This window comes from Halosimplex marinum, from assembly GCF_051414075.1.
GTDB classification, from domain to species: domain Archaea; phylum Halobacteriota; class Halobacteria; order Halobacteriales; family Haloarculaceae; genus Halosimplex; species Halosimplex marinum.
Genome location: NZ_JBLKNY010000003.1, coordinates 1,220,909 through 1,245,466 on the forward strand (window position 1 = coordinate 1,220,909; position 24,558 = coordinate 1,245,466).

General features: G+C 71.5%; 24 protein-coding genes and 1 pseudogene. 11 read left to right on the forward strand and 14 right to left on the reverse strand.

Annotation, left to right across the window (positions count from 1 at the left end; genetic code table 11):
* Positions 1 to 11 precede the first annotated feature (11 nt).
* Together ACMGFI_RS07155 and ACMGFI_RS07160 are read right to left on the reverse strand one after the other, a co-directional pair.
* A complete protein-coding gene (locus ACMGFI_RS07155; RefSeq protein WP_436908470.1) occupies positions 12 to 659 on the reverse strand; it encodes an ArsR/SmtB family transcription factor in 648 nt (215 codons plus the stop codon).
* An 81-nt stretch (positions 660 to 740) separates the two neighbouring features.
* The gene (locus tag ACMGFI_RS07160) at positions 741 to 1,457 is read right to left on the reverse strand and encodes a DUF1405 domain-containing protein (RefSeq protein WP_436908471.1); all 717 of its coding nucleotides are present in this window, start codon (positions 1,455 to 1,457) and stop codon (positions 741 to 743) included.
* 170 nt (positions 1,458 to 1,627) lie between these two features.
* On the opposite strand from ACMGFI_RS07160, the gene ACMGFI_RS07165 reads away from it, so the two are divergent.
* The 4 genes from ACMGFI_RS07165 to ACMGFI_RS07180 all read left to right on the forward strand — a co-directional run bounded on the left by ACMGFI_RS07165 (position 1,628) and on the right by ACMGFI_RS07180 (position 6,136).
* Entirely contained in the window at positions 1,628 to 2,044 is a 417-nt protein-coding gene (locus ACMGFI_RS07165) for a DUF5802 family protein (protein WP_436908473.1), read from the forward strand.
* Positions 2,045 to 2,557: 513 nt separating this feature from the next.
* Positions 2,558 to 3,457 (forward strand): Vms1/Ankzf1 family peptidyl-tRNA hydrolase, encoded by a 900-nt coding sequence (locus ACMGFI_RS07170; protein ID WP_436908475.1) that lies wholly within the window; start codon positions 2,558 to 2,560, stop codon positions 3,455 to 3,457.
* A gap of 583 nt (positions 3,458 to 4,040) precedes the next feature.
* Positions 4,041 to 5,063, forward strand: a complete 1,023-nt coding sequence (locus ACMGFI_RS07175) for an N-acetyltransferase DgcN family protein (protein WP_436908476.1) — start codon at positions 4,041 to 4,043, stop codon at positions 5,061 to 5,063.
* A gap of 2 nt (positions 5,064 to 5,065) precedes the next feature.
* Positions 5,066 to 6,136: a dipeptide epimerase gene (locus ACMGFI_RS07180; protein WP_436908477.1), complete on the forward strand. Its 1,071-nt coding sequence runs from the start codon at positions 5,066 to 5,068 to the stop codon at positions 6,134 to 6,136.
* Between the two features lie 15 nt (positions 6,137 to 6,151).
* Here the strand turns inward: ACMGFI_RS07180 and ACMGFI_RS07185 are convergent, their stop codons facing one another.
* The 5 genes from ACMGFI_RS07185 to ACMGFI_RS07205 all read right to left on the reverse strand — a co-directional run bounded on the left by ACMGFI_RS07185 (position 6,152) and on the right by ACMGFI_RS07205 (position 10,838).
* The gene (locus ACMGFI_RS07185; protein ID WP_436908478.1) at positions 6,152 to 6,625 is read right to left on the reverse strand and encodes a DUF6789 family protein; all 474 of its coding nucleotides are present in this window, start codon (positions 6,623 to 6,625) and stop codon (positions 6,152 to 6,154) included.
* 137 nt (positions 6,626 to 6,762) lie between these two features.
* Complete coding sequence (locus ACMGFI_RS07190) at positions 6,763 to 7,368, reverse strand: DUF998 domain-containing protein (RefSeq protein WP_436908479.1); 606 nt, start codon at positions 7,366 to 7,368, stop codon at positions 6,763 to 6,765.
* A 38-nt stretch (positions 7,369 to 7,406) separates the two neighbouring features.
* A complete protein-coding gene (locus ACMGFI_RS07195; RefSeq protein WP_436908480.1) occupies positions 7,407 to 9,014 on the reverse strand; it encodes a glutamate-cysteine ligase family protein in 1,608 nt (535 codons plus the stop codon).
* Positions 9,015 to 9,088: 74 nt separating this feature from the next.
* A complete protein-coding gene (locus tag ACMGFI_RS07200; RefSeq protein ID WP_436908482.1) occupies positions 9,089 to 9,502 on the reverse strand; it encodes a cupin domain-containing protein in 414 nt (137 codons plus the stop codon).
* A 496-nt stretch (positions 9,503 to 9,998) separates the two neighbouring features.
* On the reverse strand, positions 9,999 to 10,838 hold the full coding sequence (locus tag ACMGFI_RS07205; RefSeq protein WP_436908483.1) for a sugar phosphate isomerase/epimerase family protein: 840 nt from the start codon (positions 10,836 to 10,838) through the stop codon (positions 9,999 to 10,001).
* A 130-nt stretch (positions 10,839 to 10,968) separates the two neighbouring features.
* On the opposite strand from ACMGFI_RS07205, the gene ACMGFI_RS07210 reads away from it, so the two are divergent.
* The gene (locus tag ACMGFI_RS07210; protein ID WP_436908485.1) at positions 10,969 to 12,180 is read left to right on the forward strand and encodes a site-2 protease family protein; all 1,212 of its coding nucleotides are present in this window, start codon (positions 10,969 to 10,971) and stop codon (positions 12,178 to 12,180) included.
* Positions 12,181 to 12,240: 60 nt separating this feature from the next.
* Here the strand turns inward: ACMGFI_RS07210 and ACMGFI_RS07215 are convergent, their stop codons facing one another.
* From ACMGFI_RS07215 to ACMGFI_RS07230, 4 genes are all read right to left on the reverse strand, one after another.
* The gene (locus tag ACMGFI_RS07215) at positions 12,241 to 14,049 is read right to left on the reverse strand and encodes a PAS domain-containing sensor histidine kinase (protein WP_436908487.1); all 1,809 of its coding nucleotides are present in this window, start codon (positions 14,047 to 14,049) and stop codon (positions 12,241 to 12,243) included.
* A 161-nt stretch (positions 14,050 to 14,210) separates the two neighbouring features.
* Positions 14,211 to 14,552, reverse strand: a complete 342-nt coding sequence (locus ACMGFI_RS07220) for a hypothetical protein (protein ID WP_436908489.1) — start codon at positions 14,550 to 14,552, stop codon at positions 14,211 to 14,213.
* 50 nt (positions 14,553 to 14,602) lie between these two features.
* Positions 14,603 to 16,075, reverse strand: coding sequence for a TIGR00341 family protein (locus ACMGFI_RS07225; RefSeq protein ID WP_436908491.1), 1,473 nt, complete (start codon positions 16,073 to 16,075; stop codon positions 14,603 to 14,605).
* A 175-nt stretch (positions 16,076 to 16,250) separates the two neighbouring features.
* Positions 16,251 to 16,745 carry a DUF892 family protein gene (locus tag ACMGFI_RS07230; RefSeq protein ID WP_436908492.1) on the reverse strand — a complete coding sequence of 165 codons (495 nt, stop codon included), beginning with the start codon at positions 16,743 to 16,745 and terminating at the stop codon, positions 16,251 to 16,253.
* Positions 16,746 to 16,972: 227 nt separating this feature from the next.
* On the opposite strand from ACMGFI_RS07230, the gene ACMGFI_RS07235 reads away from it, so the two are divergent.
* The 3 genes from ACMGFI_RS07235 (at position 16,973) to ACMGFI_RS07245 (ending at position 19,473) form a co-directional block, all read left to right on the forward strand.
* Positions 16,973 to 18,055: a saccharopine dehydrogenase family protein gene (locus tag ACMGFI_RS07235; protein WP_436908493.1), complete on the forward strand. Its 1,083-nt coding sequence runs from the start codon at positions 16,973 to 16,975 to the stop codon at positions 18,053 to 18,055.
* A gap of 134 nt (positions 18,056 to 18,189) precedes the next feature.
* On the forward strand, positions 18,190 to 18,426 hold the full coding sequence (locus ACMGFI_RS07240; RefSeq protein ID WP_135365093.1) for an amphi-Trp domain-containing protein: 237 nt from the start codon (positions 18,190 to 18,192) through the stop codon (positions 18,424 to 18,426).
* Positions 18,427 to 18,513: 87 nt separating this feature from the next.
* A complete protein-coding gene (locus ACMGFI_RS07245) occupies positions 18,514 to 19,473 on the forward strand; it encodes a Gfo/Idh/MocA family protein (RefSeq protein WP_436908495.1) in 960 nt (319 codons plus the stop codon).
* 21 nt (positions 19,474 to 19,494) lie between these two features.
* On the opposite strand, the pseudogene ACMGFI_RS07250 reads toward ACMGFI_RS07245, so the two are convergent.
* From ACMGFI_RS07250 to gpmI, 3 genes and pseudogenes are all read right to left on the reverse strand, one after another.
* Positions 19,495 to 19,665, reverse strand: a pseudogene (locus ACMGFI_RS07250) (type II toxin-antitoxin system HicA family toxin); the annotation flags it as partial.
* Positions 19,666 to 19,757: 92 nt separating this feature from the next.
* Entirely contained in the window at positions 19,758 to 20,039 is a 282-nt protein-coding gene (locus ACMGFI_RS07255; protein WP_436908496.1) for a type II toxin-antitoxin system HicB family antitoxin, read from the reverse strand.
* Positions 20,040 to 20,088: 49 nt separating this feature from the next.
* Positions 20,089 to 21,645: a 2,3-bisphosphoglycerate-independent phosphoglycerate mutase gene (gpmI, locus tag ACMGFI_RS07260; RefSeq protein ID WP_436908497.1), complete on the reverse strand. Its 1,557-nt coding sequence runs from the start codon at positions 21,643 to 21,645 to the stop codon at positions 20,089 to 20,091.
* Positions 21,646 to 21,789: 144 nt separating this feature from the next.
* On the opposite strand from gpmI, the gene ACMGFI_RS07265 reads away from it, so the two are divergent.
* The 3 genes from ACMGFI_RS07265 to ACMGFI_RS07275 are packed head-to-tail and all read left to right on the forward strand — an operon-like array spanning position 21,790 to position 24,481.
* Positions 21,790 to 22,182 carry a DUF7522 family protein gene (locus tag ACMGFI_RS07265; RefSeq protein WP_436908498.1) on the forward strand — a complete coding sequence of 131 codons (393 nt, stop codon included), beginning with the start codon at positions 21,790 to 21,792 and terminating at the stop codon, positions 22,180 to 22,182.
* Complete coding sequence (locus ACMGFI_RS07270; RefSeq protein WP_436908499.1) at positions 22,179 to 23,435, forward strand: DNA double-strand break repair nuclease NurA; 1,257 nt, start codon at positions 22,179 to 22,181, stop codon at positions 23,433 to 23,435. Before ACMGFI_RS07265 ends, ACMGFI_RS07270 begins: the two co-directional genes overlap by 4 nt.
* Positions 23,436 to 23,479: 44 nt before the next feature.
* A complete protein-coding gene (locus tag ACMGFI_RS07275) occupies positions 23,480 to 24,481 on the forward strand; it encodes an arsenic resistance protein (protein ID WP_436908501.1) in 1,002 nt (333 codons plus the stop codon).
* The last annotated feature ends 77 nt before the right edge of the window (positions 24,482 to 24,558 follow it).

The window sequence follows — 24,558 nt, forward strand, 5'->3', positions numbered from 1 at the left end:
TCCCGGGTCGATCAGTCCGGCAGCGTCCACTCGTCGCCGTCGCGCTCGGCGACGCCCTCGTCGGCGAGCCGTTCGAGCGCCTCCTCGACGACCTCCGGGGGCGCCTCGACGCGGCGGCTCACCTCCTCGACGGTGCCCGACCGAGTGGCCAGCGCCGAGACCACGTCGCCGAGCAGGCGGGCGTCCTCGCCCTCGAACTGGTCGGTCAACTGCTCCATCACCTCCGAGAGGCGGCCGTGGACCCACCGCTGGGCCAGCGACAGTTCGCGATCGAGATCCTGCAGGCGGTCGAGTTCCGCGGCCAGGTCGCCGGCGTCCGACCCCGCCTCGACCTCGGCGTCGATGGACACGTGCCGGCAGGTGGTCACGTCGATGGAGCTGCCGGGGTAGCCGCTCTTGGTGCCGAACTGGTAGGGCGAGACGGTCACCTCCAGTCGGAGGTTCCGGGCGATGCGGAAGTACTTGCGGCGCTGGTCGTCGACGCTGCTCTCGACGAGGCCCGCCTCGTCCAGCCGTTCGAGGTGGTCGATGACCGCCTTCGGGCTCACGCCGATGTACTCGCTGATCTCCGTGACGTAACAGGGCTTGTGCGCGAGCAACCGGAGGATCCGCCGACGGTTGGCGTTGCCCAGCAGGTCGAGCAGTTCGGCGGAGTCCATTCACCTGAGGTTCGCGGTCGAGCCCTAAAAGCGTGTCCCCGCCGTCCCGACGCCGTCCGGGGGCCAGCGGCACGCGTCCGGTCACGGGGTCGAACCGGCATCGGTCCCCAGTCGCGGGAACGCGCGGGCGGCGAGGGCGACGGCGAGGACGGACGTGGCGACGCTCCCGGCGACCAAGACGAGGCTGGGCTCGTAGCGCAGCGGCGGGTGGAGGCCGAAGCCGTAGTCGACCAGGTCGTTGCCCAGCGCGAGCACGAGCGCGAGGCCGAGCGCGCCCGGCGTCGTCGTCCCGAAGTGCGGCAGGAAGTACGCCTCCGGGACAAAGAGGAGGTGCGTGACCAGCACGCCGAAGTACCGCCAGAGGTCGGGGAAGTACAGTCCGACGTGGAGGTTCAGCGCCAGCGCCGTCCACAGCCCCGTCTCGACCAGCCAGACGAACGATATCGTGTAGAGGTAGGCGAGCACGAGATTGGCGGGCGCGTCGTCCAGTCGGCGGCCGAGGTTCGGGAGCAGCGTCGCGAGCGCCAGCGCCATCAGCAGCGTCGCGACCGGCGAGTCCATGTAGACCGGCCACGCCAGCGTGTCGACGCTCGCCAGGGCGGGCTCCTCGACGCTGAGATAGAAGAAAAAGCCGACGAACACACCCGCGACGTTGGCGAATAGCAGCCACACGAGGCTGGGCGCGTTCTCCAGGTAGTAGCGGGCCCACCGCCGCGGGATCACGGCGTGGCGGCCGGTCGCTTCCCCGTCCGCCCGCTCGCCGTCCGCTCGCCCGTCGCCGGCCGGCGACTCGTCCATGGTCGACCCGGAGTCCCGCGGCCACAAAGCGGTACCGAAGCCCGCAGGCATCGTCGGACGCCGCTCGGCCGGCCTCGTCGCGGTCGCGTCGTGCGGTCTGATTGCGCGCCGTGATAAGGCTACCGGGGAAGACTTATCCGTTACCATGGTTGTGATCCACTCGCACGGCAATGTTCGAACAGTTCTCCAGCGGCTACTACCTGGGTCGGCTCTACGTCGAGCCCAGGGACGGCGACGCGGCGGCCATCGCCGCCGCCCAGCACGAGCGGGTCAACGAGCAGTTGTACGCGGACGAGGGGATCTCCCGGACGGATCTCCCCCTGGTCATGAAACTGGAGAACACACACTTCACCGTCTACGGCGACGAGAGCGTCCCGGCGGACACCATCGCCGTCCCCGAGTCGCTCGTCGAGGAGACGAACGTCCGCAACCCGCCCTCGCTGCGGGAGGTGTTCCTCGCCAAGGCCGAGCGGGCCAAACAGCTCCTCGCGGTCGCCGCAGGCACCCCGACCAGCGAGGAGGCCATCGAGGAGACCGTCCCCGACCACCCCTTCGACGGCGAGTTCGGTAGCCCTACCGGGATCTGAACGGCCGGCAGGGCGGTTGCGGTGCGGTCGGCGCGCGCTGTCGTCTCGGAATCGCTCGCGATTCCGAGGGCCGTCAGAGCTTGCTCTGACGTTGGCGCGCTTTCATGCGCGCGACGGAAGCCGCGCGAGGTCTTCGCGAGCCTGCGAGCGAAGGCGCGTCAGAGCTTGCTCTGACGGTAGATGAGAAGCGTAGCTTGCGAGCATCGCAATCGGCTGGGTTGGCTCGTGGCTGTCTGCGGTGCTGTCGCGGCGCTGTCCTGGTGGACTGAAAGGGCGAGGCGCGGTCGCGTGCATTTTAGTCGTCTGAGCGGGCACTACCCGAGCGGAGCGAGGGTATCCCGCTCAGCGACCGCGAGCGGGCCGAGGGCTTTCACCGCTTCCCGTCGACTGCGGTCGCGTTTCCAGCTAGCGAGCGGGCCGAGGGCTTTCATCGCTTGCCGTCGACTGCGGTCGCGTTTCCAGCTAGCGAGCGCACCCTGTAGTTTTAACCGGCCGCGGCGTCCCCATCCGGTGATGCTGGACCGGGTGCTCGGCCGCGCCGAACTCAAGGAGCGCATCGCGGAACTCGAAGACGAACTCGACAGCCGCGAGCAGCAGCTGGAGGCCGAGCAGCGCCGCCGGGCCGACGCCGTCAGCGACCGCCAGGAGGCGGAGGAACGGGTCAACCGCCTCGAAGACCGCATCGCCGAACTGGAGGGAGAGGTCGAGCGCCTGCGCGACGGCCAGGCCGGCGCCGACCGGTCGTTCGCCGCCGAGGAGACGCTGCGCGACGGCCGGCTCCGCGCGGTCCTCGACCGGCTGGAGTCCGTCGAGACCGACCCCGAGGGCGCGTTCACCGCGTACGTCCCCGACGGCCACGACCTCCCCGAGCCCGTCCGGGAGGCGTTCGGCGACCGCGCGGCGCTGGTGGGCCGGGCCGCGCCCTGTCTCGCCGTCACCGACGACGCTGCCCTCGTCGGCGCCTGCCTCTCCGTGCCGAACCCGCCCGAGCCGTTCACCGAGTGGAGCGACGCCTTCGCGTTCGACCGGTCGTGGTTCGAACCGACGGGTTCGTTCACGTTCGCCCTGGTGCGTTCGGATCTGTTCGCCATGGGCGAGTACGACGGCGGCGAGCGGGTCGCATTCCAGGGGTTCGACTCGGAGTTGAAGAGCCAGCACTCGAAGGGCGGCTACTCGCAGGCGCGCTTCGAGCGCCTGCGCGACGAGCAGATCGAGAACCACCTCGACCGCTGTCGGGTCGCGCTGGACGAGGCCGACACCGACCGGCTGTACGTCGTCGGCGAGCGGACGGTGCTGGACGAGTTCGACGAGATGGCCGACGGGGTTTCGTCGGTGAGCGCCTCCGGCGACCCCGAGCCCGCCCTGGAGTCGGCGTTTCGCGAGTTTTGGCAGGTACAGTTGCGAGCGTTGTAGAAAGTGACGTGGCGGGGATCGGAACGCTTGCGAGTAGCACGGCTACGAACAGCGCGACAGCTCTCGTAGCGACAGCAGCCGACAGGACTGCCGACCTGATCGTAGTGCAAAACAGCGTGAAAGCCCCGACCGTCTCGACTCGCGCGGCTCGCTGTCTCCGGAAATCGGAGATTTCCGGGATGACGAGAGAGCTCCGCTCTCTCGAACCACGCTCCTTGGGCTTCGCCCTGCGGTGCTTACTTCGCCGGGCTTCGTCGAGACGGTCGCCCCTTTCATTCCCACCCGTGTCGGTTGACCGGCCAGTCTGTGCGGGCGGGAATGAAAGGGGCCGGCCGTTCGCGGCGGCAGTGCCGCCGCGAGCTCGGGAGAGCTCCGCTCTCCCGGTGCTCCGGGAAGACGGGCGACGCAAGCACTGGAACGAGCGGAGCGAGTGAAGCGCGCAGCGAGCCACTCGACCGGAGCCGCCGGGGGCTTTCACGCTGTTCGCGGTCACGATCACGACTGTGGTCGCGGCGCTGAGAGCAGGGGCCGAGAGACCCCGATCTACCGTGCGATTAAACCGGGCGAGACCGAACACCGATCCATGCGCGTCGCGATCCTGGTCCACGAGGGGTTCCCCGACCGGGCGAAGACGGCCGTCGGGATCCTGCGGTACGGCGACGACGAGGTGGTCGCGGTCCTCGACCGGACCCGCGCCGGCGAGCGCGTCCGCGACCACGTCCCGGACGTACAGGACGCCCCCATCGTCGAGGGCATCGACGACGTGGACGAACCGCTGGACGCGCTCGTGGTCGGGATCGCGCCCATCGGCGGCGGCTTCGACGAGACCTGGCGGCCGGACGTGCGCGCCGCGTTAGAACGCGGCGCCGACGTGGTCGCCGGCCTCCACTACTTCCTGGCCGACGACGACGAGTTCGCCCGCCTCGCCGACGAACACGGCGCGGAACTCCGGGACCTGCGCCGACCCCCCGACGACCTGGCCGTCAGCGACGGCCGTGCGAGCGAGGTCGACGCCGAGGTGGTCCTGACGGTAGGCACCGACTGTTCGTCGGGGAAGATGACGACGACGTTCGAACTCGCGGAAGCGGCCCGCGAGCGGGGCGTCGACGCCGGCGTCGTCCCCACGGGACAGACCGGGATCGCGATCGAGAACTACGGGATCGCGGTCGACCGCGTCGTCTCCGACTTCGCCGCCGGCGCGGTCGAGCGGATGGTCGAGGAACGGGCCGCCGAGTTCGACGTGCTGTTCGTCGAGGGCCAGGGCGCCGTCGCCCACCCCGCCTATTCGGGGGTGACCACCAGCGTCCTCCACGGGGCGATGCCCGACCGGCTCGTCCTCTGTCACGCGGCCGGCCGCGACGCCGTCCACGGCTACGAACACGTCCCGATCCCGCCGCCCGGCGAGTACGCCGCCCTCTACGAGTCGCTAGTCGACCCCGTCGCGCCCGCGGAGGTGATCGCGGGGTCGCTGAACACCCAGGACCTCGACGCGGACGCGGCCGGCGACGCCGTGGACGAGTACGCCCACGCCATCGACGCGCCCGCGACCGACCCCGTCCGATTCGACGCGAGCGAGATTCTGCCGGCGGTCCTCGGAGCGGAGTGAGGATGCCGTCGAACAACACTGGCGCCGACCTCTCCACCGAGTTCGAACGCCTCTCCCTCCCGCTGGCGGACCCGTTCGCCATCGCCCGCGGGACGACCGAGACGGCCGAGAACGTCCTCGTCCGGGTCTCCGACGGAACCCGCGAGGGCGTCGGCGCCGCCGCACCCTCGACCTACTACGGCGAGACGCCCGCGACCGTCGCGGCCGTCCTGCCGGACCTCCTCGAAGTCGTCGAAGGCGCGGGCGACCCCCACGCCCGCCAGCGGATCGACCGGAAGTTACGGGAGCGCGTCGGCCACAACCCCGCCGCCCGTGCCGCCGTGGATATCGCCGTGGCAGACCTGGCCGCCAAGCGCCTCGGCGTCCCGCTCTCCCGCCAGTTGGGCCTCGACCCCGACGCGGCGCCCACGTCGTCGTTCTCCATCGGCCTCGCGAATCCCGAGGAGACCCGCCGGCGGGCCGAGCGCGCGGTCGCGGAGGGCTACTCGACCCTCAAGGTGAAACTGGGCGAGGGCCGCACGGTCGAGCGCCTGACAGCCGTCCGCGAGGGCGCGCCCGACGCGACGCTCCGGGTCGACGCCAACGCCGCCTGGACCCCCGCCGAGGCCGTCGCCAAGTCCGAGATCCTCGCGGACCACGGCGTCGAGTTCGTCGAACAGCCGGTCCCCGCCGACGACGTCGCGGGGCTCCGCCGCGTCCGCGACCGGGGCGCGGTCCCCGTCGCCGCCGACGAGTCCGTCGAGACCGCGGCGGACGCCGCCCGGGTCGCCGACGCCGTCGACATCGTCGTCGCGAAGCTCCAGAAGTGCGGGAGCCTGCGTGAGACGCGGCGAGTGGCCGAAGTCGCACATGCCCAGGGTTGCGAGGCGATGATCGGATGCATGGTCGCCTCGAACGCGACCATCGCGGCGAGCGCTCACCTCGCCCCGCTGTTCGACCACGCGGATCTCGACGGCTCGCTACTGCTCGACTCGGACCCCTTCGACGGCGTCCCGATGCCCGGCGGCGCGATCGACCTCGCGGCGGTCGAACGCGCGGGGACTGGGGCGGTCGAAACCGACGACGCGGAGTGACCGGTCGCCGCTTCGCTACAACCGGTCGACGGTCGCGGCGTAGACGCCGCCGAGCACCAGCCCGTAGACGGCGTGCCACAAAAGCGACGGGACGGCGAAGTTCGGGAACGGCGGCGACGCCGGCGACCCCACCGCGTCGAGCCACAGCGGCATCACGAGCGCGGCCAGCACGGCCCACGTCAGGACGCCCCAGGCGACGCCGGCGCCGACCTGCTCGCCGGGCGAATCGAGGTCGAGCGCGCCGACGATGGCCGCGAAGACCACGCCCAACAGTGCGCCGTGGGAGGCGTGGACGAACAGCCCCGCAGCGCCGCTGGGCGGCGGCGCCAGCGCGTACAGCGACGGGATCGCCACCGCGATCGTGGGTTCGTTCATCGCGACGATCAGCGCGCCCATCGCCAGCGCGCCGAGTATCCCCCCGACGACGCCCGCCTGCCAGGAGTCGTTCGCGTGCGCTTCCTCCGCCGCAGCCTCGGTCGCTGTCGACATGGTCGAGCGGACTCGTGGGGGACGAAAGAAATCGACTCGGCAGTGTGTCCGTGCCGTCACGACGCACGTCGGCGGTACGATTATGTGGGGCAACCACATCGCCAGCGACTCGCAACGAACGGCGGGCGGAGTGCCGATCACGCGGTCGACGGAGCGGCGGTCGCGCCGTCAGTCCGGTCCGCCCGCCACAGTTCGAGCGCCGTCCAGACGCTCCAGGCGCCGACCGCGAGGATCGAGACGAGTTCGGCGCCGCCGTAGCCGACCTGCGCCCGGCGGAGTCCCAGGTCGTAGGGGAGCCAGACGGCGAGCGCCGCGGTCCCGAGCGCGACCTGCGCGGCGCCGACCCGGCGCCGACCGGCGCGCCAGTCGGCGACACCGGCGATCCACGGGAGCAGCCACGCGACGAGGAAGATGACGGTCGCGACCGCGTGCAGCGGCGACCCCATCGGGAACAGCCCCGCGACCGCGAACGACGCGCCGAGCAGCGCGTAGAGCCCGCCCGACACCCGGCTTCGCGCGGTCCAGAGCCGCCAGGCGAACGGGAGCGCCAGCCCGCCGGCGGCGACCAGGCCCGCGTTGAACGCGAGCGCGGCCGCCCCCTCGGTCGCGCCGATCACCGAGAACGGTTCCGCGGGCCAGTCGTACCCGGTCGCGAGCGCCGCCCCGACTCCCAGCGTGAGCAGGACCGTCGCCGGCGAGCAGACCCCCGCGGCCGTCGCGAGCCGTCGGATCCTGTCGGCCATATCCGAGATGTCACCCGGCCGCGAAAAGTGCGTTCCGGTCAGATCCACTCGGCGAACGACTCGCGCTCGCGGCTCAGCTCGACGTACTCCTCGCTCATCAGGGCGAGCGCTTCCTCCAGGTCCGCCCCGTCGTTCAGGTGCTCGCGGACGCGGGCTTTCTTCCAGACGCTGGGCGTCACCCCGGCCTCCCAGCGGGCCTCGATGGGGTCGAGGTAGCGGTCTCGCGTTTCCTCGTCGATCCCCTGCTCGGCCAGCCCGCGCCGGGCGAACTCGAAGACCTCGGCGAAGATCTCGTCGCTGTCCGCGGTCCGCTCGCCGTCGGCGGTCACCCACGCCAGGTCGGCGTCGGGACCGTCCTCGACGGCGGCGTAGAAACTCCGCTCGGCGTCGTCCCGCGGGAGGTCTTCGAGCGGGTGGTCGGCGGCGACCAGTCCTTTGAGAAGGCCCGCGGTCAGGACCTGCAGGCCGACGATGTCGCGGACGGTCGGCTGGGTGGGCAGCGGGCGGTACTCGATACGCAGCGAGCGCCGGTCGCAGGCGCCGTCGACGGCGTTACCGCCGGCCACGCCGCGCACCCACCTCCAGAAGGTGCCCCGCTTGTAGTCGAACTCCCAGGCCTCGCTCGTCGGGTCGCCGCCCTTCTGCCCCTCTTCCTCCACGTCGTCCTCGTCCTCGATCCACTCCCGGAGGAAGGGCGCGAACGTGTCGTCCGTGACGACCTGTTCCAGCGCGTCAGCTGGCTCGTCGAGGTCGTCGGGGACGCGGACCTTCCGACAGCCCTGGTTCATCGACTGCTCGAAGGCGGCGACCCGGAGTTCGTGGTGAGTCTCCGCGACCAGCCGCTCGGGGTCGTCCACATTGTAGCAGTCGCCGGGCAGGAACGGCGAGTTGGCCGACAGCGCCACCAGCGGGCCGAGCGTCCGCGTCGCGAGGTTGTGGTATCGGGGGAACTCGCCGGTGTCGGGCACCTGCACGTGGGGCTGGATCGAGGTCGCCAGCGACTCGAAGAGGATGGTGCGGTAGCCCGCCGTCGCACCCGGAACGGAGAAGTCGATCTCGCCGCCGGCCCGCCGGACTGCGACGTTGTCCAGCGCGCCGTAGCGTGGGTCCCTCCGCATGTTCCGCGCGACGAGGACCGGGTCGTCGGGGTCGCCGCCGGGGACGACGACCGGCCGTTCCTCGGTGCTGGTCGGGCCCCCTTCGACCGCCACGTCGTCGAGGTAGGCGTGGGTCCCCTCGGCGGGCGCGACGGCCGGCATCGCGTCGAGGACGACCTCCAGCCCGTGCTCGCGCGCTCGCTCGCGGGTGGCCTCCAGATCGCCCTCGATCTCGGCGGCCTGGGCGGCGACGCCGTCGCCGTCGAAGCGGCTCGGCGCGGCGTTGAGTTCGGCGTTGTGCAGTCCCAGCTCCTTGTCGGCGGGCCCCTCGTACACGTCCTCGGGGATCGGGGCCAGCGAGCGACTCTCGCCCTCCCCGTCGCCCGCCAGCGCGTAGACCTCCAGTTCCAGTCCCAGCGTCGCCGCCTCGTTGTCGAAGGCGCCCTCACCCAGCGCGTCGGTCAGCCGGTCGGCCTGTGCGCGGACCCGCTCGTCGAATTCGTCGGTCCCGGCGAGCGAGCGCCTGACGAGCGACTCGTGGTCGGTCATTGCCCCGAACTGCGCTATCGCGGTCAAAAAAGGCTCCGGGCCGCCGGCCTCGAACGGTCGCGCCCGGCGGCCGCTCACTCCCCGTCGACGAGTTCGATGGCGTCGTCGCCGGTCGGGACCGCACAGAGGAAGGCGCCCTCCAGGTCGCGCTCGTTGCGGTACCAGTGGACCGCACCCGCAGGGATGTGCAGCGCGTCGCCGCCCTGCACGATGTGCTCCTCGCCGTCGATGCCGACGACGTACTCCCCCGCGAGCACGTACTGCTCGTGTTCGATCTCGTTTTTGTGTTTCGGCACCTCGGCGCCCGGTGCGAGCGTGAACCGCCGGATCGCGAGGTTCTCCGCACCGTGGTCCTCGCCGATCAGCACCGCCTTCGAGAGCCCCTCGGCGGCGTCGACCTGTTCGTACTCGATGTCCTCGGCGCGGCGCACCAGCGGCGTCGCCGGGTCCGCGGTCGCCTCGTCGTCGGTCGCCTCGCGCTCGCTCATACCGGCGGCTACGACCCCCGGGACAATGACTGTGGTCCCGACGGCGGAGCGTGGTCCGCAACGACAGACGACTGTTCGGGTGTGGTGGCGCGCGCTGTCGCGCGTTTCATCGCGCGACAGCACCGTGCGAGGGATGAGTTGCGAGGGACCGAAGGTCCCTCGGACCGTGCGAACGGCGCCTTCGGCGCCGTGAGCAGACATCGCAGGCCGAAGGCCGAGAAGCGCAATCGGTTGGGGAGGCTCGTGGCCGTCTGCGGTGCCGTGCGGTACAGTGCTGTGCCTGGCGGACTGAAAGGGCGAGGCGCGCTCGCGCCCAGTTCAGTCGTCTGAGCGACCACTACCCGAAGCGGCCGGAGGCCGCGAGGGTATGTCGCTCAGCGACCGCGAGCGCGCCGAGGGCTTTCATCGCCTGCTGTCCGCTGCGGTAGCGACTCCAGCTAGCGAACCCGATGGAACGGTCAGCGCGCCTCGACAACGGAGACCCGGAACATCCGATTCAGAGACCGGCGCGGTCGAACACGCGTCGAAGCGACTCGGCCGTCTCACGGGCGGCGTCCTCGTCGGCCATCGCCTCCAACTCGTCCGAAAACGGCTCGGCCATCACGGGGCCGTCGTAGCCCACGGCATCGAGGTGCAAGAGGAAGGTCTCGATGTCGATCACGCCCGTCGCGCCGGGCATGGCCCGTTCGGTGTCGACGTACTCGTCCATCGCGAGCCCCTCGGGGGCGTCGTTGACGTGGACGTCGACGATGTCGTCGGCGTCGAGCGCCTCCAGCGCCTCCGTCGACCCCCCGGCGGTGTGCCAGTGCCAGCTGTCGAGGAGGAGACCCACATTCTCCCCGACCGCCTCACAGAGGTCGAGCATCCCGTCGGCGGTCGAGACGAACTCGTACTCGTGGCCCGCCCGCAACGTCTCGGGGCCGAGAAACTCCAGGCCGAGGTCGATCCCGTGGTCGGCCAGCACGTCCGCGACCGGGTCGAGGCGGTCGCGGTGAAAGGCGAAGTTCTCCTCGAAGGGCCGCTCGTCGCTGAACGACATGATGTAGGTGGACATCCGGGTACAGCCGACCGCGGCGGCCGCCTCGGCCACCTCGGGGAGCGCGTCCAGACCCGACTCGTAGGTCTCGGCGTCGCCGGTCGCGTCGACGGGGAGGTTCGCGCTGCCGGTCCGGAGGCCGTGCTCGTCGAGGACGGCGCGGTAGTCGTCTGGACCGTGCTCGCGGAGGTATCCCAGGTCGACCTGGACCGCGTCGAAGCCGGTCTCGGCGGCGAGCGCGGCCGCCTCGGGGAACGGCAGGTCGACGCCCGCGGCGCCGGGTCCGAAGCTCGTGTACATGTCCCGAGCGTCGCCGCCCGACGGCATATACCTCCCGCAGGGAGCGAGTCTCGCCCGTGTCGGGCCGCGAGCGGGGTCGATCCCCGGCGCCACGCACGGGCTTAAGTTCGTGCCGGGAGTACCCGGAGGTATGCGACGATTCCGCATCGGGAGCGCCTTCGGGATCCCGATCGACGTGGATCTCACCTTCCTCCTCGTCCTGCCGCTGTTCGCCTGGGCGATCGGGTCACAGATCGGCCGGTACGTCGAGATCGTCAACGACCTGTTCGGGTCGGCGATCCCCGTCGACGCCCTGACGACCTCGACCGAACTCTCGCTGGCGCTGGGGCTGGTCGCGGCGCTGGGGCTGTTCGCCGGCGTCGTCCTCCACGAGCTGGGCCACTCGCTCGTTGCGATGCGCTACGGGTTCCCCATCTCGTCGATCACGCTGTGGATCTTCGGCGGCATCGCCCAACTGGACGAGATGCCCGAGGACTGGCGCCAGGAGTTTCTCATCGCCATCGCCGGCCCGGTCGTCAGCGTCGCGCTCGGCGCCGTCTCCTACGCCGCCTTCCTCGCGGTGCCGGCGGGCGAGTCGCTGGGGCTGGCGGCCGCGCAGTTCGTCCTCGGCTACCTGGCGCTGATGAACGTCGTGCTGGCAGCGTTCAACCTCCTGCCGGGCTTCCCGATGGACGGCGGGCGGGTCCTCCGGGCGCTGCTCAACCGCACCCGCCCGTACGCCCGCGCGACCGAGATCGCCGCCGAGGTCGGCAAGCTGTTCGCCATCGGCCTCGGCCTGTTCGGCCTGTTCGGTGGGGGCGGCCTGTTCATGGTGGCCATCGCCTTCTTCATCTACATCGGCGCGGCCAGCGAGGCCCAGCAGACGGTGATGCGTGCGGCCTTCGAGGGCGTCACCGTCGCGGACGTGATGACGCCGGCCGAGCGCGTGACGACCGTCGACGACGACCAGTCGGTCGCCGAGCTGATCGAGACGATGTTCCGCGAGCGCCACACCGGCTACCCCGTCGAACGCGACGGGGAGGTCGTCGGGCTCGTCACGCTCGAGGACGCCCGCGCGGTGCGGGAGGTCGAACGGGACGCATACCGCGTCGCGGAGGTCATGTCGACGGACCTCTACACGGTCGCGCCCGACGACGACGTGATGACGGCGCTGGAGGAGCTGGATTCGCACGCAGTCGGGCGGCTGCTCGTCATGGAGGACGACGAGTTCGTCGGCCTGATCACCCGGACGGACATCATGAGCGCGCTGTCGATCATCAAATCGAGCGGCCGCTACCAGTCCGAACCGGCCGACTCGACGGGCCCCGACGTGTTCCAGGCCGAGGAGTCGCGCCAGTCCTGAACGGCGGGAGCCGGTCCGACCGCGGCCGGTCACGTCGCCGCCGTCCGCGACGGGTCCCGGTCAGTCGGCGTGCTCGACGCCGGTAATCTCGAAGCGCGCGCCCGACTCGCCGTCGTGGCGGTCGGTGACACAGACGTCCCAGCCGTGGGCCTCGACGATGCTCTGGACGATGGCCAGCCCGAAGCCCGTCGACGCCTCCCCAGTCGAGTAGCCCGAGTCGAACACCGCGTCGCGGTCCTCCTCGGGGATGCCGCGGCCGTCGTCCTGGACGAAGAATCCGCCCTGGCGCGGCCCGCCGGGTTCGTCGCCGGTCGGGCAGTCCGGCATGTCGCCGACCGTGACCGTCACGTCCGGACCCCCGTGGGTGACCGCGTTGACGAAGAGGTTCTCGAGGGCGCTCCGGAGCCGGCTCCCGTCGGCCATGACCGTCGCGGTCGTCCGGACTTCGAGCGCCGCGTCACCCGTCTCGACGGTGTCCCAGGCCTCGCGGGCCACCTCGGCGAGCGCGACCGGCTCCAGCTCCGAGACGGACTGGCCCTGGCGGGCGAGCGCGAGCATGTCGTCGATGATCGCCTCCATCCGGTCGTGGGCGCGGGCGATCCGCTCGAAGTGTTCGCGGTCGTCGGGGTCGGCCGCCTCCGCGAGCGTCTCGGCCGTCCCGGCGGCGACGTTCAGCGGGTTGCGGAGGTCGTGGGAGACGACCCGGGCCACCTCCTCCAGGCGCTCGTTCTGCCGGCGGAGCTGGCGCTCCCACTCGCGGCGCTCGGTCACGTCGATGTAGATGGCGAACCCGCCGCTGGTGTCGTCGTAGGGGACGAACCGCAGGAGGAAATCGCGCGGGCCGTCGGGCGTCCGGCGGCGCACCTCGACCTCGAGGCGCTCGCCGGCGCGGGCCCGCTCGTTGAACGACGCGGCCGCCGCCCGCTCGTCGGCGGGGACGATGAGGTCGTCCAGCGGCCGGCCCACTGCGGCCTCGGCGTCGACGCCGAACGTCTCCGCGAACTCCGCGTTCACGTCGGTGACGACCGGCGCGTCGCCGTCGAACTCGGTCGCGACCACCGGCTCGCTGAGGTTCTCGAACAGCGTCGAGAACCGGTCCCGCTGCTCGCGCAGCGCCGCCTCCAGGCGCTTGTGCTCGGTGACGTTGTTCAGCACGGCCTGGGCCGCCGGCTCGCCCCCGTGGGTGACCGGTTGCATCGCGGCGACGACGTACTTCTCGGTGCCGTCGGCGGCCACGAGCGTCCGCTGGGCCGCCGGCGTGGGCTCGCGGTCGGCGACCACTCGTTCGAGGCGCTCGGCCGAGGTCGCGTGCCCCGCTTCCGGGATGAACTCCAGGCCGCTGCGACCGACCGCGTCCGCGGCCTCCTCCAGTTCGAGCAGCGCGGCGAGCGCGTCGTTGGCGGTCCGGATCACCCCCTTGGCGTCGAAGACGCAGACTGGGACCGGTGCGCGGTCGACCAGCGCCCGGTAGCGGTCGGCGTCCTCGGCGTCGGCCGCCCGCTCGCGGAACCGCTCGACCGCATCGTCGACGGCCGCGGACAGCGCCGCCTCGTCGCCGGGTTCGACGGCCGCGGCCAGCGCGCCGACGACGCCGGCCTCGACGTACGGGTCGAGGTCGCCGCCGGTGACGACCACGACGGGAACGGCGGCGTCGCGGTCGCGAACGTCGGCCACGAGCGCGACCGGGTCCCAGTCGGCCCCGTCGGGGTCGACGACGACACAGCCGGCGCGCCCCTCGTCGACCGCCGCGAGCGCGTCGGCGGGGCCGGCGACCCGCCGGACGGTCGCCCCGTCGAGGGCGGCGAGGCCGTCGCTGGCTGGCCCGCCGCCGACCCGCACGACCCGCGTCGGTCGCGTCCGTTCGTTCATCGACTCGTCACACCCACTCGTCTCGGCGGGCGCGATTGCGGCGCGCTCGCCGGGACTGCACACCCGATAGTTCGACTACTGGCGGATTACCCTTTCGACGGCGCGGTCGGCCCGCGGACGGGACCGCGGTCGGGGTCGGGAGAAAGCCCGCGGACGCGCTCTCAGCTGTCGCCCTCTAACTGGTCGAAGGCGGCGGGGTCCTGCCACAGCTCGTGGAGGGTGCCCGCGGCGAGGAACCGCGTCGGCGCGGCGACCCACTCGGTGGTCACGGGGTCGGACAGCTCCGGCGCGTCGGTCTCGAACCACCAGGCGACGTAGCGGCCGTCGGACAGCCGCGCCGTCGGGTACATCTGCCCGTCGACCTCCACGTCGACGCGGGTCTCGTCGTCGACCGGCGGCCGCTCGTCGCCGTCGGTCGCGACGCTGATCTCGATGGGGATCGACCGCTCCCCGCTCGCCTCGCCGACGCCGCTCTCGTCGCCGCGTTCCGTGGTCGGGATCATCCTCGTCTCGGTTCTACGGGAGGGCCCCGCGGCCCATAAACCCCAGTCGGTCAGGCGTCAGACGCCGCGCTCTCGGGCGGTGAGCGGGCCGGCGCGTGACGCCGCGCCCGGACCGGTCGCCCGGCATCGCCCGGCCGGTTCCCCGGCGGCCGCCTCCTCCGACTGACCGCCGCGTCCGCCCTGACCCCGGCGGCGGTCGCGGTCGCGTTCCCGCCGGTCGTCGACACCGGGATGAACCGGACGCTGACCGGGACGGCGACGCCGGCTGTCCGGCGTAGCTCCGCCTCGATATCGCCGGCGAGACCGGGGTCGATCTCGCCCCCGGGCGCGGTCACCGTCACGACGACGCGGGTCGGCGTCCGGCTGAACGGTTCGTCGCCGTACTCGACGGCGACATCGGTCAGCGTCAGGTCGGCGTACCGGTCGCTGTCGACGACCTCCTGGGCGGCGGCGTGTACGCGCTCCGTCGACGCCCCGGCCCGGTACGCCGAGTAGGTGAACGCGCCCAGGATCGCTGCGAGGACGAGCACGGCGACCGCGATGACGACGGTCCAGTTGTGCACCCGGCGGCGCGCCCCCCGGCGCTCGCGCTCGCCCTGGGCCCGGTAGCCCGAGAGCCACAGCGTCGCCAGCGCCATCAGGTTGATCGAGAGCGTGTTGACCAGCACCAACAGCCCGGCGCGGAGGACGATCGCCGGCAGCCCCCAGGCGATGCCGATGCCGACGGCGGCGGTCGGCGGGATCAGCGCCGCCGCCACCATGACCCCGACCAGCGGCGTCGAGATGTCGCCGGTCAGGCTCCTGGCGCCGGCCGCGCCCGACCCCAGCGCGACGACCAGCGAGAGGAGGTCCGGCGAGAGCCGCCCGGAGATCTGCTCGATCGCGGTCACGTCGACGTTCGGCGGGACGAGGAAGAACGTCCGGACGACCAGCGCGAAGGCGGTCGCGCTCGCGACGGCCAGCCCGAACCCGAGGACCTGGAACGTCACCCCCTCTCTGGTGAGGCTCCGGTCGGCCAGCACCGTCCCGACGCTGGCCGAGAGCGCCGGCCCGATCAGCGGCGCGATCACCATCGACCCGACGACGATCGACGCGCTGTCGAGCAACAGCCCGGCGGTCGCGACGACGGCGCTCGCCACCGACAGCAGGATGTACGTGAGCCTGTCGGGGACGAGCCCCTTCGCGACCATCCGGATCTCCTCGTGGGCGATGTGTTCGTCGGACGTCTGCTCGTCGTACTCGCGCTGGAGCTCGCCGAAGCGGTCGGAGACGACCGTCTGGACGTTCTGGACGACGACGTGGGACTCCTCGTCGATCCCGATCTCCCGCAACGAGGCCACCACCGGCTCGACGGCCTCGACCGGCAGCGGGAAGGTGGCGACCGCCTCGTACTCGCGGTCGTCCGGCCGCCGGTCGGTCCCGCCGACCTCGTCGGTGACCGCGTAGTCGACGCCGTGGTCCGCGAGGACCCCTTCGACGGCCGCTCGCTCCCCCTCGGGGATCGTCACGTGGACGAAACGCATGAGGAGAGGGAGTCTCGCGAGTCGACGGCCGAACCGGCCACCGGGCAGCGACCGGGCGGTCGGCGGACGCGAGTGCCGGACGGTCGACGGGCGGCTCGATCGCCGGACGGTCGACGGATGGGCCGACGGACGGGCGCCCGACGGGCGGACCGACCGCCGGGCGGTCCCCGCCCGGTCACGCCGCGACGATCGGCTCGTAGTCGTACTCGCTGGTGAGGTCTTTCAGCTTCTCCAGGGCGGCCTCCTCCTCTTCTAAGTTCTCGTGGAGGACGTCGCCGGCCTCGTCCATGCCGAGGCGGTCGGCCAACAGCGCGAGGTTGCCGTAGGCGGCGATCTCGTAGTGTTCGGTCTTCTGGGCGGCCGTCAGGTTGGCCACGTCGAGCACGTCCGGGTCCGGGTCCATCTCGACCAGCTCCTGGTGTTCCTCGATCAGCCCCTGGATGCCCTCGCACTCCTCCTCCTCGGGCTCCTGGCCGAGCATCTCGAACACCTCTTCGAGCCGGTCGATGTGGCCCTCCGTCTCCTCGCGGTGCTCCCGGAACGCCTGTGCGATCTCCTCGTGTTCTGTCTGCTCGGCGAGCTGGTCGAGCACGTCGAGCAGCTCGTTCTCGGCGTAGTAGATGTCTTCCAGTTCGTGCGTGAACAGCTCTTTCGCAGATGTGACTGCCATGGTGAACCTCCGTCGGCCCCTCCGGCCGCCCCGCCGATAGTAATCCGCTCGCTACCGACGGACCCGCTGACGGCGCCGTCGTATCCGCCGGTTACCGGCTCGAAAGCTCGCCTGAACCGACCCCGGTTCCCCGGAGAAACCGGCGCGAGCGGCACTGGCCGGTACGAACGGGCGGCCCGGGGTGAACGGACGCGCCCGTTTTTCACGTCGGGCGCGAACGGGGCGACATGGAAGGGGACCTGCTCGTCTACGGAGCGTACGGCTACACCGGCTCGCTGATAACCGAACGGGCCGTCGCGGACGGCCTCGACCCGGTCCTCGCCGGGCGGTCGGCCGAACGGGTCGAGGCGGCGGCGACCGAACGCGGCTGCGACCACCGGGTGTTCAGCCTGGAACACCCGACGGTCGTCGAGCGGATGGTCGCCGACGTCGACGCCGTGCTCAACTGCGCCGGGCCGTTCGAGGACACGGCGGAGCCGCTGGTCGACGCGTGTCTCCGCGCCGGCACCGACTACCTCGACCTCGCCGGGAACGTCGACGTGCTCGAAGCGACCGCGGCCCGCGACGCGGAGGCGACCGAGGCGGGCGTCGCGCTCGTCCCCGGCGTCGGGTTCGACGTGGTTCCGACCGACTGCCTGGCGGCGATCCTCCACGGCCTGCTCCCCGACGCCGAACAGCTCACCCTCGCCATCGACGGGCTCGGCACCTTCTCCCCGGGGACGGTGAAGTCGATGCTCCGCGGGCTCGACCGCCCGGGCGCCGTCCGCCGGGACGGCCGCGTCGAGACGGTCCCGATGGCGTACAAGCGACGCACCTTCGAGTTCCCGACCGGGGAGACGACCGCCGTCACCGTTCCCTGGGGCGACGTGTCCTCGGCGTACTACTCGACGGGCGTCCCGAACATCGAGGTGTACGCGGGCGTCCCCGACCGCGTCGCCGACGTACTGGAGCGGACCCGGCGGCTCGTCCCCGTCCTCGCCGCGGGGCCGGTCCGCCGGGCGGCCGAGGCCGTCGCCGGCCGGGTCGTGTCTGGCCCGACGGCCGAGGAACGGGCACAGAGTGAGACGCACATCTGGGCCGAAGTGGTCGAGGCGGACGGCACCGCCGCCCGCGCGCGGATGCGGACCCCCGACGCCTACGACCTGACCACGGCCACGGCGGTCGAGGCCGCGCGGCGCGTCCTCGACGGCGAAGCCGGCGACGGCTTCCAGACGCCCGCCTCGGCGTTCGGTCCGGAGTTCGCCGAGGCCTTCGAGGGCGTCGAGCGGGAGATCCTGACCGAGCCCGAACCGGAGCGGGTCGCGCAGTAGCGCGGCCGGCGACCGCCACCGGACGAGTGGCGACCGGCGACGGGGATCGGTCCAGCGGCGGCCCGCGGCCGTAAGACGCCGTTACCGCGGGTTCCCGCCCGTTACTTTTCCCCGGCGGTTCCCGAGGGCCGGGCATGGCGAAAGAGCTGGAAGAACTGGACATGACTCGCGACGAGGCGGCGGACAAGCTCGAATCGATCGCCGCGGACCTGCGCGGCGACGGGAGCTTCGACGTGAACGTGAACAACCGGACCGTCCACCTCGCGCCGCCTGACGAGATCGGCATGGAGATCGGCGTCCGCGAGATGTCGTCGCTGCTGCGGGGCAGCCGCGAGGCGTTCACCGTCAAACTCGACTGGAAACCGGAGTAGCGGCGGTCGCCGCTCGGCACGTTCGTCGATCCGGCCGTGTTCTCCGCCGACGCCGCCTTTTTGCCCGGCCGGTGCGGGAGTCCGGCAATGACGGTCGACATCGCCTTCGTCGGCGCCGGCGGCATCGCCCAGTGGCAGCACTTCGACAACCTCGAGGCTATCGACGACGCCCGGATCGTCGGGGTCTGCGACGTGGACGCCGAGACCGCGGAGTCCGCCGCGGAGCGGTTCGACGCGCCCGCCTTCTCGGACCACCACGACCTCTACGCGGAGACCGACCCCGACGCCGTCTTCGTCTGTCTCCCGCCCTTCGCCCACGACGACCAGGAGGTCGCCGCCGCCGAGCACGGCTACGACCTGTTCGTCGAGAAGCCGCTCGCGCTCTCCGCCGAGAAGGCACGGGAGATCGAGGCCGCGGTCGAGGACAACGACGTGCTCGCGCAGGTCGGCTACGACTGGCGCTACTCCGCGGGCGTCGAGCGCGCCCGGGAGATCCTGGCCGGCCGCGACGTGGGCTACGTCGACGGCTACTGGTGGGGCGGCGTCGCCGGCGGCGAGGACCACTGGTGGCGCCACGCCGACAAATCCGGCGGCCAGGTCGTCGAGCAGGCCACCCACGTCTACGACACCGTCCGGTACCTCGCCGGCGACGTGGAGCGCGTCGCGGCGGCCGGGAGCCACCGGATCGAGGAGGCCGTCGACTTCTCCGACGCCACCTCGGCGACGATGACCCACGAGAACGGCGCGATATCGCACGTCTCGACCACCTGCGCAGCCGAGGACGACAAGCACGGCCTCGAAGTGGTCGCCGACGGCGCGACCATCGAAGTGACCGAGCAGTCCGTCTCCGGCGTCGTCGACGGCGAGGCGGTCGACGAGGAGTTCGACCGCAACCCCTACGCCGCCGAGGTCGAGGCGTTCGTCGACGCCGTCGCGTCGGGCGACGGCGCCGGCCTGCGCTCGCCGTACAGCGACGCCCGCCGGACCTTCGAACTGACGCTGGCGGTCAACGAGTCCATCGAGGACGGCGAGCCGGTGGAGCTGTAGGCGTTCGGCGGCCGACCGCTTTCAGCGGTTGCGGTCGATCCACTTGCAGAACGCGTCAAAATCGTCCGCACCGGCTTGCTCGGCGATGTGCCGGAGCGTTCCCGTATCGATGCGGTCGTGACGCGGGACGCTCACCGTCCGCGGTTCCGTATCGTGGTCCTCCGGTGGAAACCACGTGAGGATGACGTGGTCGCCGGTCGTTCGCTACCACTCGAAGCCACCGACGTTCCCGAGGACTCTGATCACGTCGTCGCCGGAAAAGTCGCGCGAGACCATTCCCCGGGCTACTGCAGCACGTCCGGGAGGTCGCCGGAGGTGTTCTCGTCGGGGTCGATACCGACCTCGCGGAGTTCCTCGTCCGTCGGCTCGCGCCCCGTCTCGCCGTGGTAGAGTGCGACCGCCTCGTCGAGGTTGTCGAGCGCCGCCTCGCGAGTTTCCCCCTGCGACGCGACGCCGGTCTCCTCGTCGCGTGCGACCCACAGATCACCGCTCTCGCCGAGCGTGAGGGTAATCTCGACCGGCGTGGTCGGATCCTCGTCGCCGGTCCCGTCGGTGTCGGTGCTCATACGCCGGATCAGGTCGGGATGACTGATAAGTTCTCGGTGCCGTCGGTGCTCACTCCAGCAGGCTCTCGCCGGTCATCGCCGCCGGTTTCTCGATCCCCATCAGTTCCAGCAGCGTCGGCGCGAGGTCCTCCAGCGCGCCGCCCTCGCGCACCAGCCGGCCGCCGTCGGTGCCGTCGGGCGCGAGGTAGATCAGCGGCACGGGGTTCGTCGTGTGGGCGGTGTAGGGCTCTTCCTCGGTCCCCATGTCGTCGGCGTTGCCGTGGTCGGCGGTGACGAGGGCGTGGCCCCCGGCCGCCCGGATCGCCTCGACCAGCCGCCCGAGTTGCTCGTCGACCGCCTCGACCGCCGCGACGGCGGCGTCGAAGTCGCCGGTGTGGCCGACCATGTCGGGGTTCGCGTAGTTGAGCACCAGGAGATCGGGGTCGCGCTCCTCGATCTCGGCGACGGCGGTGTCGGTCACCGCGGCGGCGCTCATCTCCGGTTGCTGGTCGTAGGTCGGCACGTCGGGGCTGGGGACGATCTCGCGGATCTCGCCGTCGAACTCCACCTCGCGGCCGCCGTTGAGGAAGTAGGTGACGTGGGCGTACTTCTCGGTCTCGGCGAGTCTGAGCTGGGTGTGGCCCGTCTCCGAGACGACCTCGCCGAGCGTGTCCGCGGGCCGGATCGGCGGGAACGCGGTCGGCAGGTCGAAGGTCTCGTCGTACTGGGTCATCGTGACGACGCGGGTCTCGGGCGGGTCCGTGTGGCCGCCCCAGGCGTCCGGGCGGATGTCCGCGAGCATCCGCGTCAGCTGGCGGGCCCGGTCCGAGCGGAAGTTGAAGAAGACCACGCTGTCGCCGTCCTCCATCGCGGGTCCGCCCTCGATCAGCGTTGGCTCGACGAACTCGTCGGTGTCGCCGCGGTCGTACGACTCCCGCACTGCGTCGACCGCCGACTCCGCGGTGTGGCCCGCCCGCCGGTTCGCGATGGCGTCGTAGGCCAGTTCCGTGCGGTCCCAGTTCTCGTCGCGGTCCATCGCGTAGTAGCGGCCCGACACCGTCGCCACGCGGCCCGTGCCCTGTTCGTCGGCGTGGGCCTGCAGGGCGGACAGATAGTCCTCGCCGCCGGTGGGAGAGGTGTCGCGGCCGTCGGTGAAGGCGTGGGTGACCGCCTCGACGCCCTCCTCGGCGGCGAGTTCGATCAGCGCGTGGAGGTGCGACTGGTAGGAGTGGACGCCGCCGTCGGAGACCAGCCCCATGAAGTGGACGCGGCCGTCGTGGTCGCGGGCGTAGTCGAACGCCGACTGGATGGCCCCGTTGTCGTCGATGGCGCCGTCGCCCTGGGGGTCCGGGCGGTCCTCGCCTCGCCAGCGGGCGATGGCGTCGGTGACGCGGGCCGATTCCTGCTTGACGACGCGGCCGGCGCCGATGTTGAGGTGGCCGACCTCGGAGTTGCCCATCTGTCCCTCCGGCAGGCCGACGCGGCGGCCGGACGTGACGAGCGTGCCGTGGCCGCCCGCCGACCAGAAGCGGTCGAAGTTCGGCGTCTCCGCGGCGGCGACGGCGTCGCGGACTCCCTCGTCGGGGTTCAGCGCCCAGCCGTCCAGGATGACGAGCGCGGCTTTCATGTCTCGCCCTCGGCCCGGCCGACCCAAGTCGGTGTCGGTCGGGCGGGCGCGACCCTCGGAGGGGCGGCGGCGACGCCACACGGCGCCGGCCGTCGCCGCCCGGTCCGGGGAACCTTCTTGTGAGCGGGCGACCGTCGTTAGCGTATGGACGCGCAACTGCTGTCGGACGACCTCGCGGACCAGATCGTGACGACGGCCCGGACCGCCACCGGCGACAGCCTCCGGTCGGTGACCTTCTTCACGCGGTCGGATTTCGAGCAGCTGTACCTGCGGGAGGACCTGGAGCGGGACGCCGACCTGGACACCTTCGTCGGCCACGAGTGGCGCGGCTTCCGCGACACGCGCAACGCCTACCAGACATCCGAACTCGGGGAGTACCGCTACACCATCCGCGCGTTCACCAACGGCTACCTCCTCCGGGTGACCGGCGAGCGCCGCGGCGTGCTCATCACCACCGACGGCCTCCAGATGCAGTCCTACGAGGAGATCGCCGACGCCATCGAGAAGATGCTCGCCGAGGACCCGACCACGGAATGACCCTCGATCCCGTCCACGTCGACGGCATCGCCCGCCTCGCCGGCCGCGTCAGCGAGGGCGTCGACGAGGACGACCACCAGGACGCCGCCGAGACGGTGTGGGCGGAGTTTCTCGACCCCCTCTACCGTGACGGCGAGGCTGTCGTCGAACCGATCGGCGAGCAGCGCCGCGAGAAGGTCCCGATCGACGATATCGCGCTCCGAGAATCGCCGTTCCCCACCCAGCACGGCCTGGACTCGGGGACGATCAACCCCACCACGTTCAAGAACGGGCTCGTCCTCGACGTGTCCCAGGCCGCGATGGCCGCCGTGCCCTCGGACCTGGAACTGCACCGCGCGCGGACCATCGTGATGACCGCCCACTCCAACGACGACACCTACCGCATCGGCCAGGAGGACTGGACGATGCACGACGAGGGGTACGTCCGCGAGCGGGCGCTGCACGCCCCCCGCGTCGACCGCTACGAGCAGAACGTCGTCCACGCCCTGGCGCTGTACCTCGCGGAGAGCGAACACGCCCGCGAGCAGGCCGAGATCGTCGACGACCTCCTCGTGCTCGACGGCCCGCTGTACCCGACGGGCCTGCTGAAGTGGGCCGAACGCGACACCGAACTCGCGGACCTGCTCCTCGAAGACGAGCGCCCGCGCGACGTGGTCGAGAACTACGTCCGACTCGTCGAGACGTTCGTCGAGCGCGAGGTTCCCCTGATAGGGTTCATCAAGAACAGCACCGCCAAGGCGATCACGCGGGTCGTCCGCGAGAAGACCAACGCCCCCTGGGCCAACGACAACGCCTTCTTCGGGCGGGTGCTCGCCCGCCGCGACGACCGGGGAGAGCTGAAGACCGACGCGCTCACGGCGACGGGCTGGTTCCGCTCGCGGGTCGGCACCGACCGCGTGATGGCCGCCGCCGGCGACGCGCTCGGTATCGAGCGCGACCTCGACCCCGAGGCCTACGAGGTCACCTTCTTCGTGCTGTACGACCCGCGCGACGACCTCTGTTACCGGGTCGAGGCGCCCTACGCGTTCACCGAGGACGAGGCGACCCGCCGGGCGCTTCGGATGCAGGTGCTCCACGACGTGGCCGGCGAGCAGGGGCCGCCGCTGGCGGTCGCCAAGGCCGACGAACTCGCCCACATCGACCGCCAGGCCAACGAGCAGTTGCGCCGGCGCATCGAGCGCGAACTCGGTAGCGACCGCCACCGCGAGTACGACGACAAGCGCTGGGGCGTCGACGTCGAGGAGATGGTGTAGCGGGACCACCAGCCGTATAGCCCGGCCGCCCGAACCTCGCCGTGATGGACGCGAGCGACTGGCTCCAGAGCCACCAGGTCGCCGTCTACGCCGCGGGCGTCGCCCTCGCGGTCGGGTTCGGCGTCGGGGTCCCGTCGGCCGCGCCGCTGTTCGAGCGGGCGATCACCCCCGTACTGGCGGTGCTGTTGTACGTCACTTTCCTCGAAATCCCGTTCACGAGGTTCCGTGAGGCGTTCACCGACGCCCGGTTCGTGGGGACCGCGCTCGCGATGAACTTCCTCGTCGTCCCGGTCGTCGTCTACGCGCTCACCCGGTTGCTCCCACAAGACCCGGTCGTCCGCGTCGGGGTCTTCATGGTGTTGCTGACGCCCTGCGTCGACTACGTCATCGCGTTCACCGACCTGGCGGGGGGTGACGCCGAGCAGGTCACCGCGACGACGCCGGCGCTGCTGGTCGTCCAGTTCCTCCTGCTGCCGGTCTACCTGTGGCTGTTCACGGGCGGCCGGGCGGCCGACGCCATCAGCGCGTGGCCGTTCGTCGACGCGTTCCTGGCGCTCATCGCGGCCCCGCTGGCGCTCGCGTGGCTGACCGAACTTTGGGCAGACCACTCGGACACGGGCCGGCGGTGGCAGGACACGGTGGGACTACTCCCCGTGCCGGCGATGGGCGCGACGCTCCTGGTGGTCATCGCCTCCCAGATCCCGCGAGTCGGGGACTCTATCGGGGGGATCGCCGCGGTCGTCCCGGTCTACGTGGCCTTCCTCGTCGTGATGCCGCTCCTGGCGCGGTTCGCCGCCGGGGTCGTCCGGATGGACGCCGGCGCGGCCCGCGCGCTCGTGTTCACCTCGGTGACGCGGAACTCGCTGGTCGTCCTCCCGCTGGCGCTCGCGCTGCCGCCGCGGTACGCCCTCGTGCCGGCGGTCGTCGTCACGCAGACGCTGGTCGAACTCGCCGGGATGGTCGCGCTCACGCGACTCGTGCCCGAACGGCTCGTCCCCGCGGCGCCCGAACCCATCGCGGTCCCGAGGTTCGTTGAGCGGGGGTGACGGTCGAACTCTCGGTGGGGGCGTTCGTTACCGACCTTGGCGCGGAACGACGGTGTCGCGCCGACGGTCGCGATCGG

Coding starts and splice junctions, on each gene's coding strand:
- ACMGFI_RS07155 (WP_436908470.1), bottom strand. CDS start 659: ATGGACTCCGCCGAACTGCTCGACCTGCTGGGCAACGCCAACCGTCGG.
- ACMGFI_RS07160 (WP_436908471.1), bottom strand. CDS start 1,457: ATGGACGAGTCGCCGGCCGGCGACGGGCGAGCGGACGGCGAGCGGGCG.
- ACMGFI_RS07165 (WP_436908473.1), top strand. CDS start 1,628: ATGTTCGAACAGTTCTCCAGCGGCTACTACCTGGGTCGGCTCTACGTC.
- ACMGFI_RS07170 (WP_436908475.1), top strand. CDS start 2,558: ATGCTGGACCGGGTGCTCGGCCGCGCCGAACTCAAGGAGCGCATCGCG.
- ACMGFI_RS07175 (WP_436908476.1), top strand. CDS start 4,041: ATGCGCGTCGCGATCCTGGTCCACGAGGGGTTCCCCGACCGGGCGAAG.
- ACMGFI_RS07180 (WP_436908477.1), top strand. CDS start 5,066: ATGCCGTCGAACAACACTGGCGCCGACCTCTCCACCGAGTTCGAACGC.
- ACMGFI_RS07185 (WP_436908478.1), bottom strand. CDS start 6,625: ATGTCGACAGCGACCGAGGCTGCGGCGGAGGAAGCGCACGCGAACGAC.
- ACMGFI_RS07190 (WP_436908479.1), bottom strand. CDS start 7,368: ATGGCCGACAGGATCCGACGGCTCGCGACGGCCGCGGGGGTCTGCTCG.
- ACMGFI_RS07195 (WP_436908480.1), bottom strand. CDS start 9,014: ATGACCGACCACGAGTCGCTCGTCAGGCGCTCGCTCGCCGGGACCGAC.
- ACMGFI_RS07200 (WP_436908482.1), bottom strand. CDS start 9,502: ATGAGCGAGCGCGAGGCGACCGACGACGAGGCGACCGCGGACCCGGCG.
- ACMGFI_RS07205 (WP_436908483.1), bottom strand. CDS start 10,838: ATGTACACGAGCTTCGGACCCGGCGCCGCGGGCGTCGACCTGCCGTTC.
- ACMGFI_RS07210 (WP_436908485.1), top strand. CDS start 10,969: ATGCGACGATTCCGCATCGGGAGCGCCTTCGGGATCCCGATCGACGTG.
- ACMGFI_RS07215 (WP_436908487.1), bottom strand. CDS start 14,049: ATGAACGAACGGACGCGACCGACGCGGGTCGTGCGGGTCGGCGGCGGG.
- ACMGFI_RS07220 (WP_436908489.1), bottom strand. CDS start 14,552: ATGATCCCGACCACGGAACGCGGCGACGAGAGCGGCGTCGGCGAGGCG.
- ACMGFI_RS07225 (WP_436908491.1), bottom strand. CDS start 16,075: ATGCGTTTCGTCCACGTGACGATCCCCGAGGGGGAGCGAGCGGCCGTC.
- ACMGFI_RS07230 (WP_436908492.1), bottom strand. CDS start 16,745: ATGGCAGTCACATCTGCGAAAGAGCTGTTCACGCACGAACTGGAAGAC.
- ACMGFI_RS07235 (WP_436908493.1), top strand. CDS start 16,973: ATGGAAGGGGACCTGCTCGTCTACGGAGCGTACGGCTACACCGGCTCG.
- ACMGFI_RS07240 (WP_135365093.1), top strand. CDS start 18,190: ATGGCGAAAGAGCTGGAAGAACTGGACATGACTCGCGACGAGGCGGCG.
- ACMGFI_RS07245 (WP_436908495.1), top strand. CDS start 18,514: ATGACGGTCGACATCGCCTTCGTCGGCGCCGGCGGCATCGCCCAGTGG.
- ACMGFI_RS07255 (WP_436908496.1), bottom strand. CDS start 20,039: ATGAGCACCGACACCGACGGGACCGGCGACGAGGATCCGACCACGCCG.
- gpmI (WP_436908497.1), bottom strand. CDS start 21,645: ATGAAAGCCGCGCTCGTCATCCTGGACGGCTGGGCGCTGAACCCCGAC.
- ACMGFI_RS07265 (WP_436908498.1), top strand. CDS start 21,790: ATGGACGCGCAACTGCTGTCGGACGACCTCGCGGACCAGATCGTGACG.
- ACMGFI_RS07270 (WP_436908499.1), top strand. CDS start 22,179: ATGACCCTCGATCCCGTCCACGTCGACGGCATCGCCCGCCTCGCCGGC.
- ACMGFI_RS07275 (WP_436908501.1), top strand. CDS start 23,480: ATGGACGCGAGCGACTGGCTCCAGAGCCACCAGGTCGCCGTCTACGCC.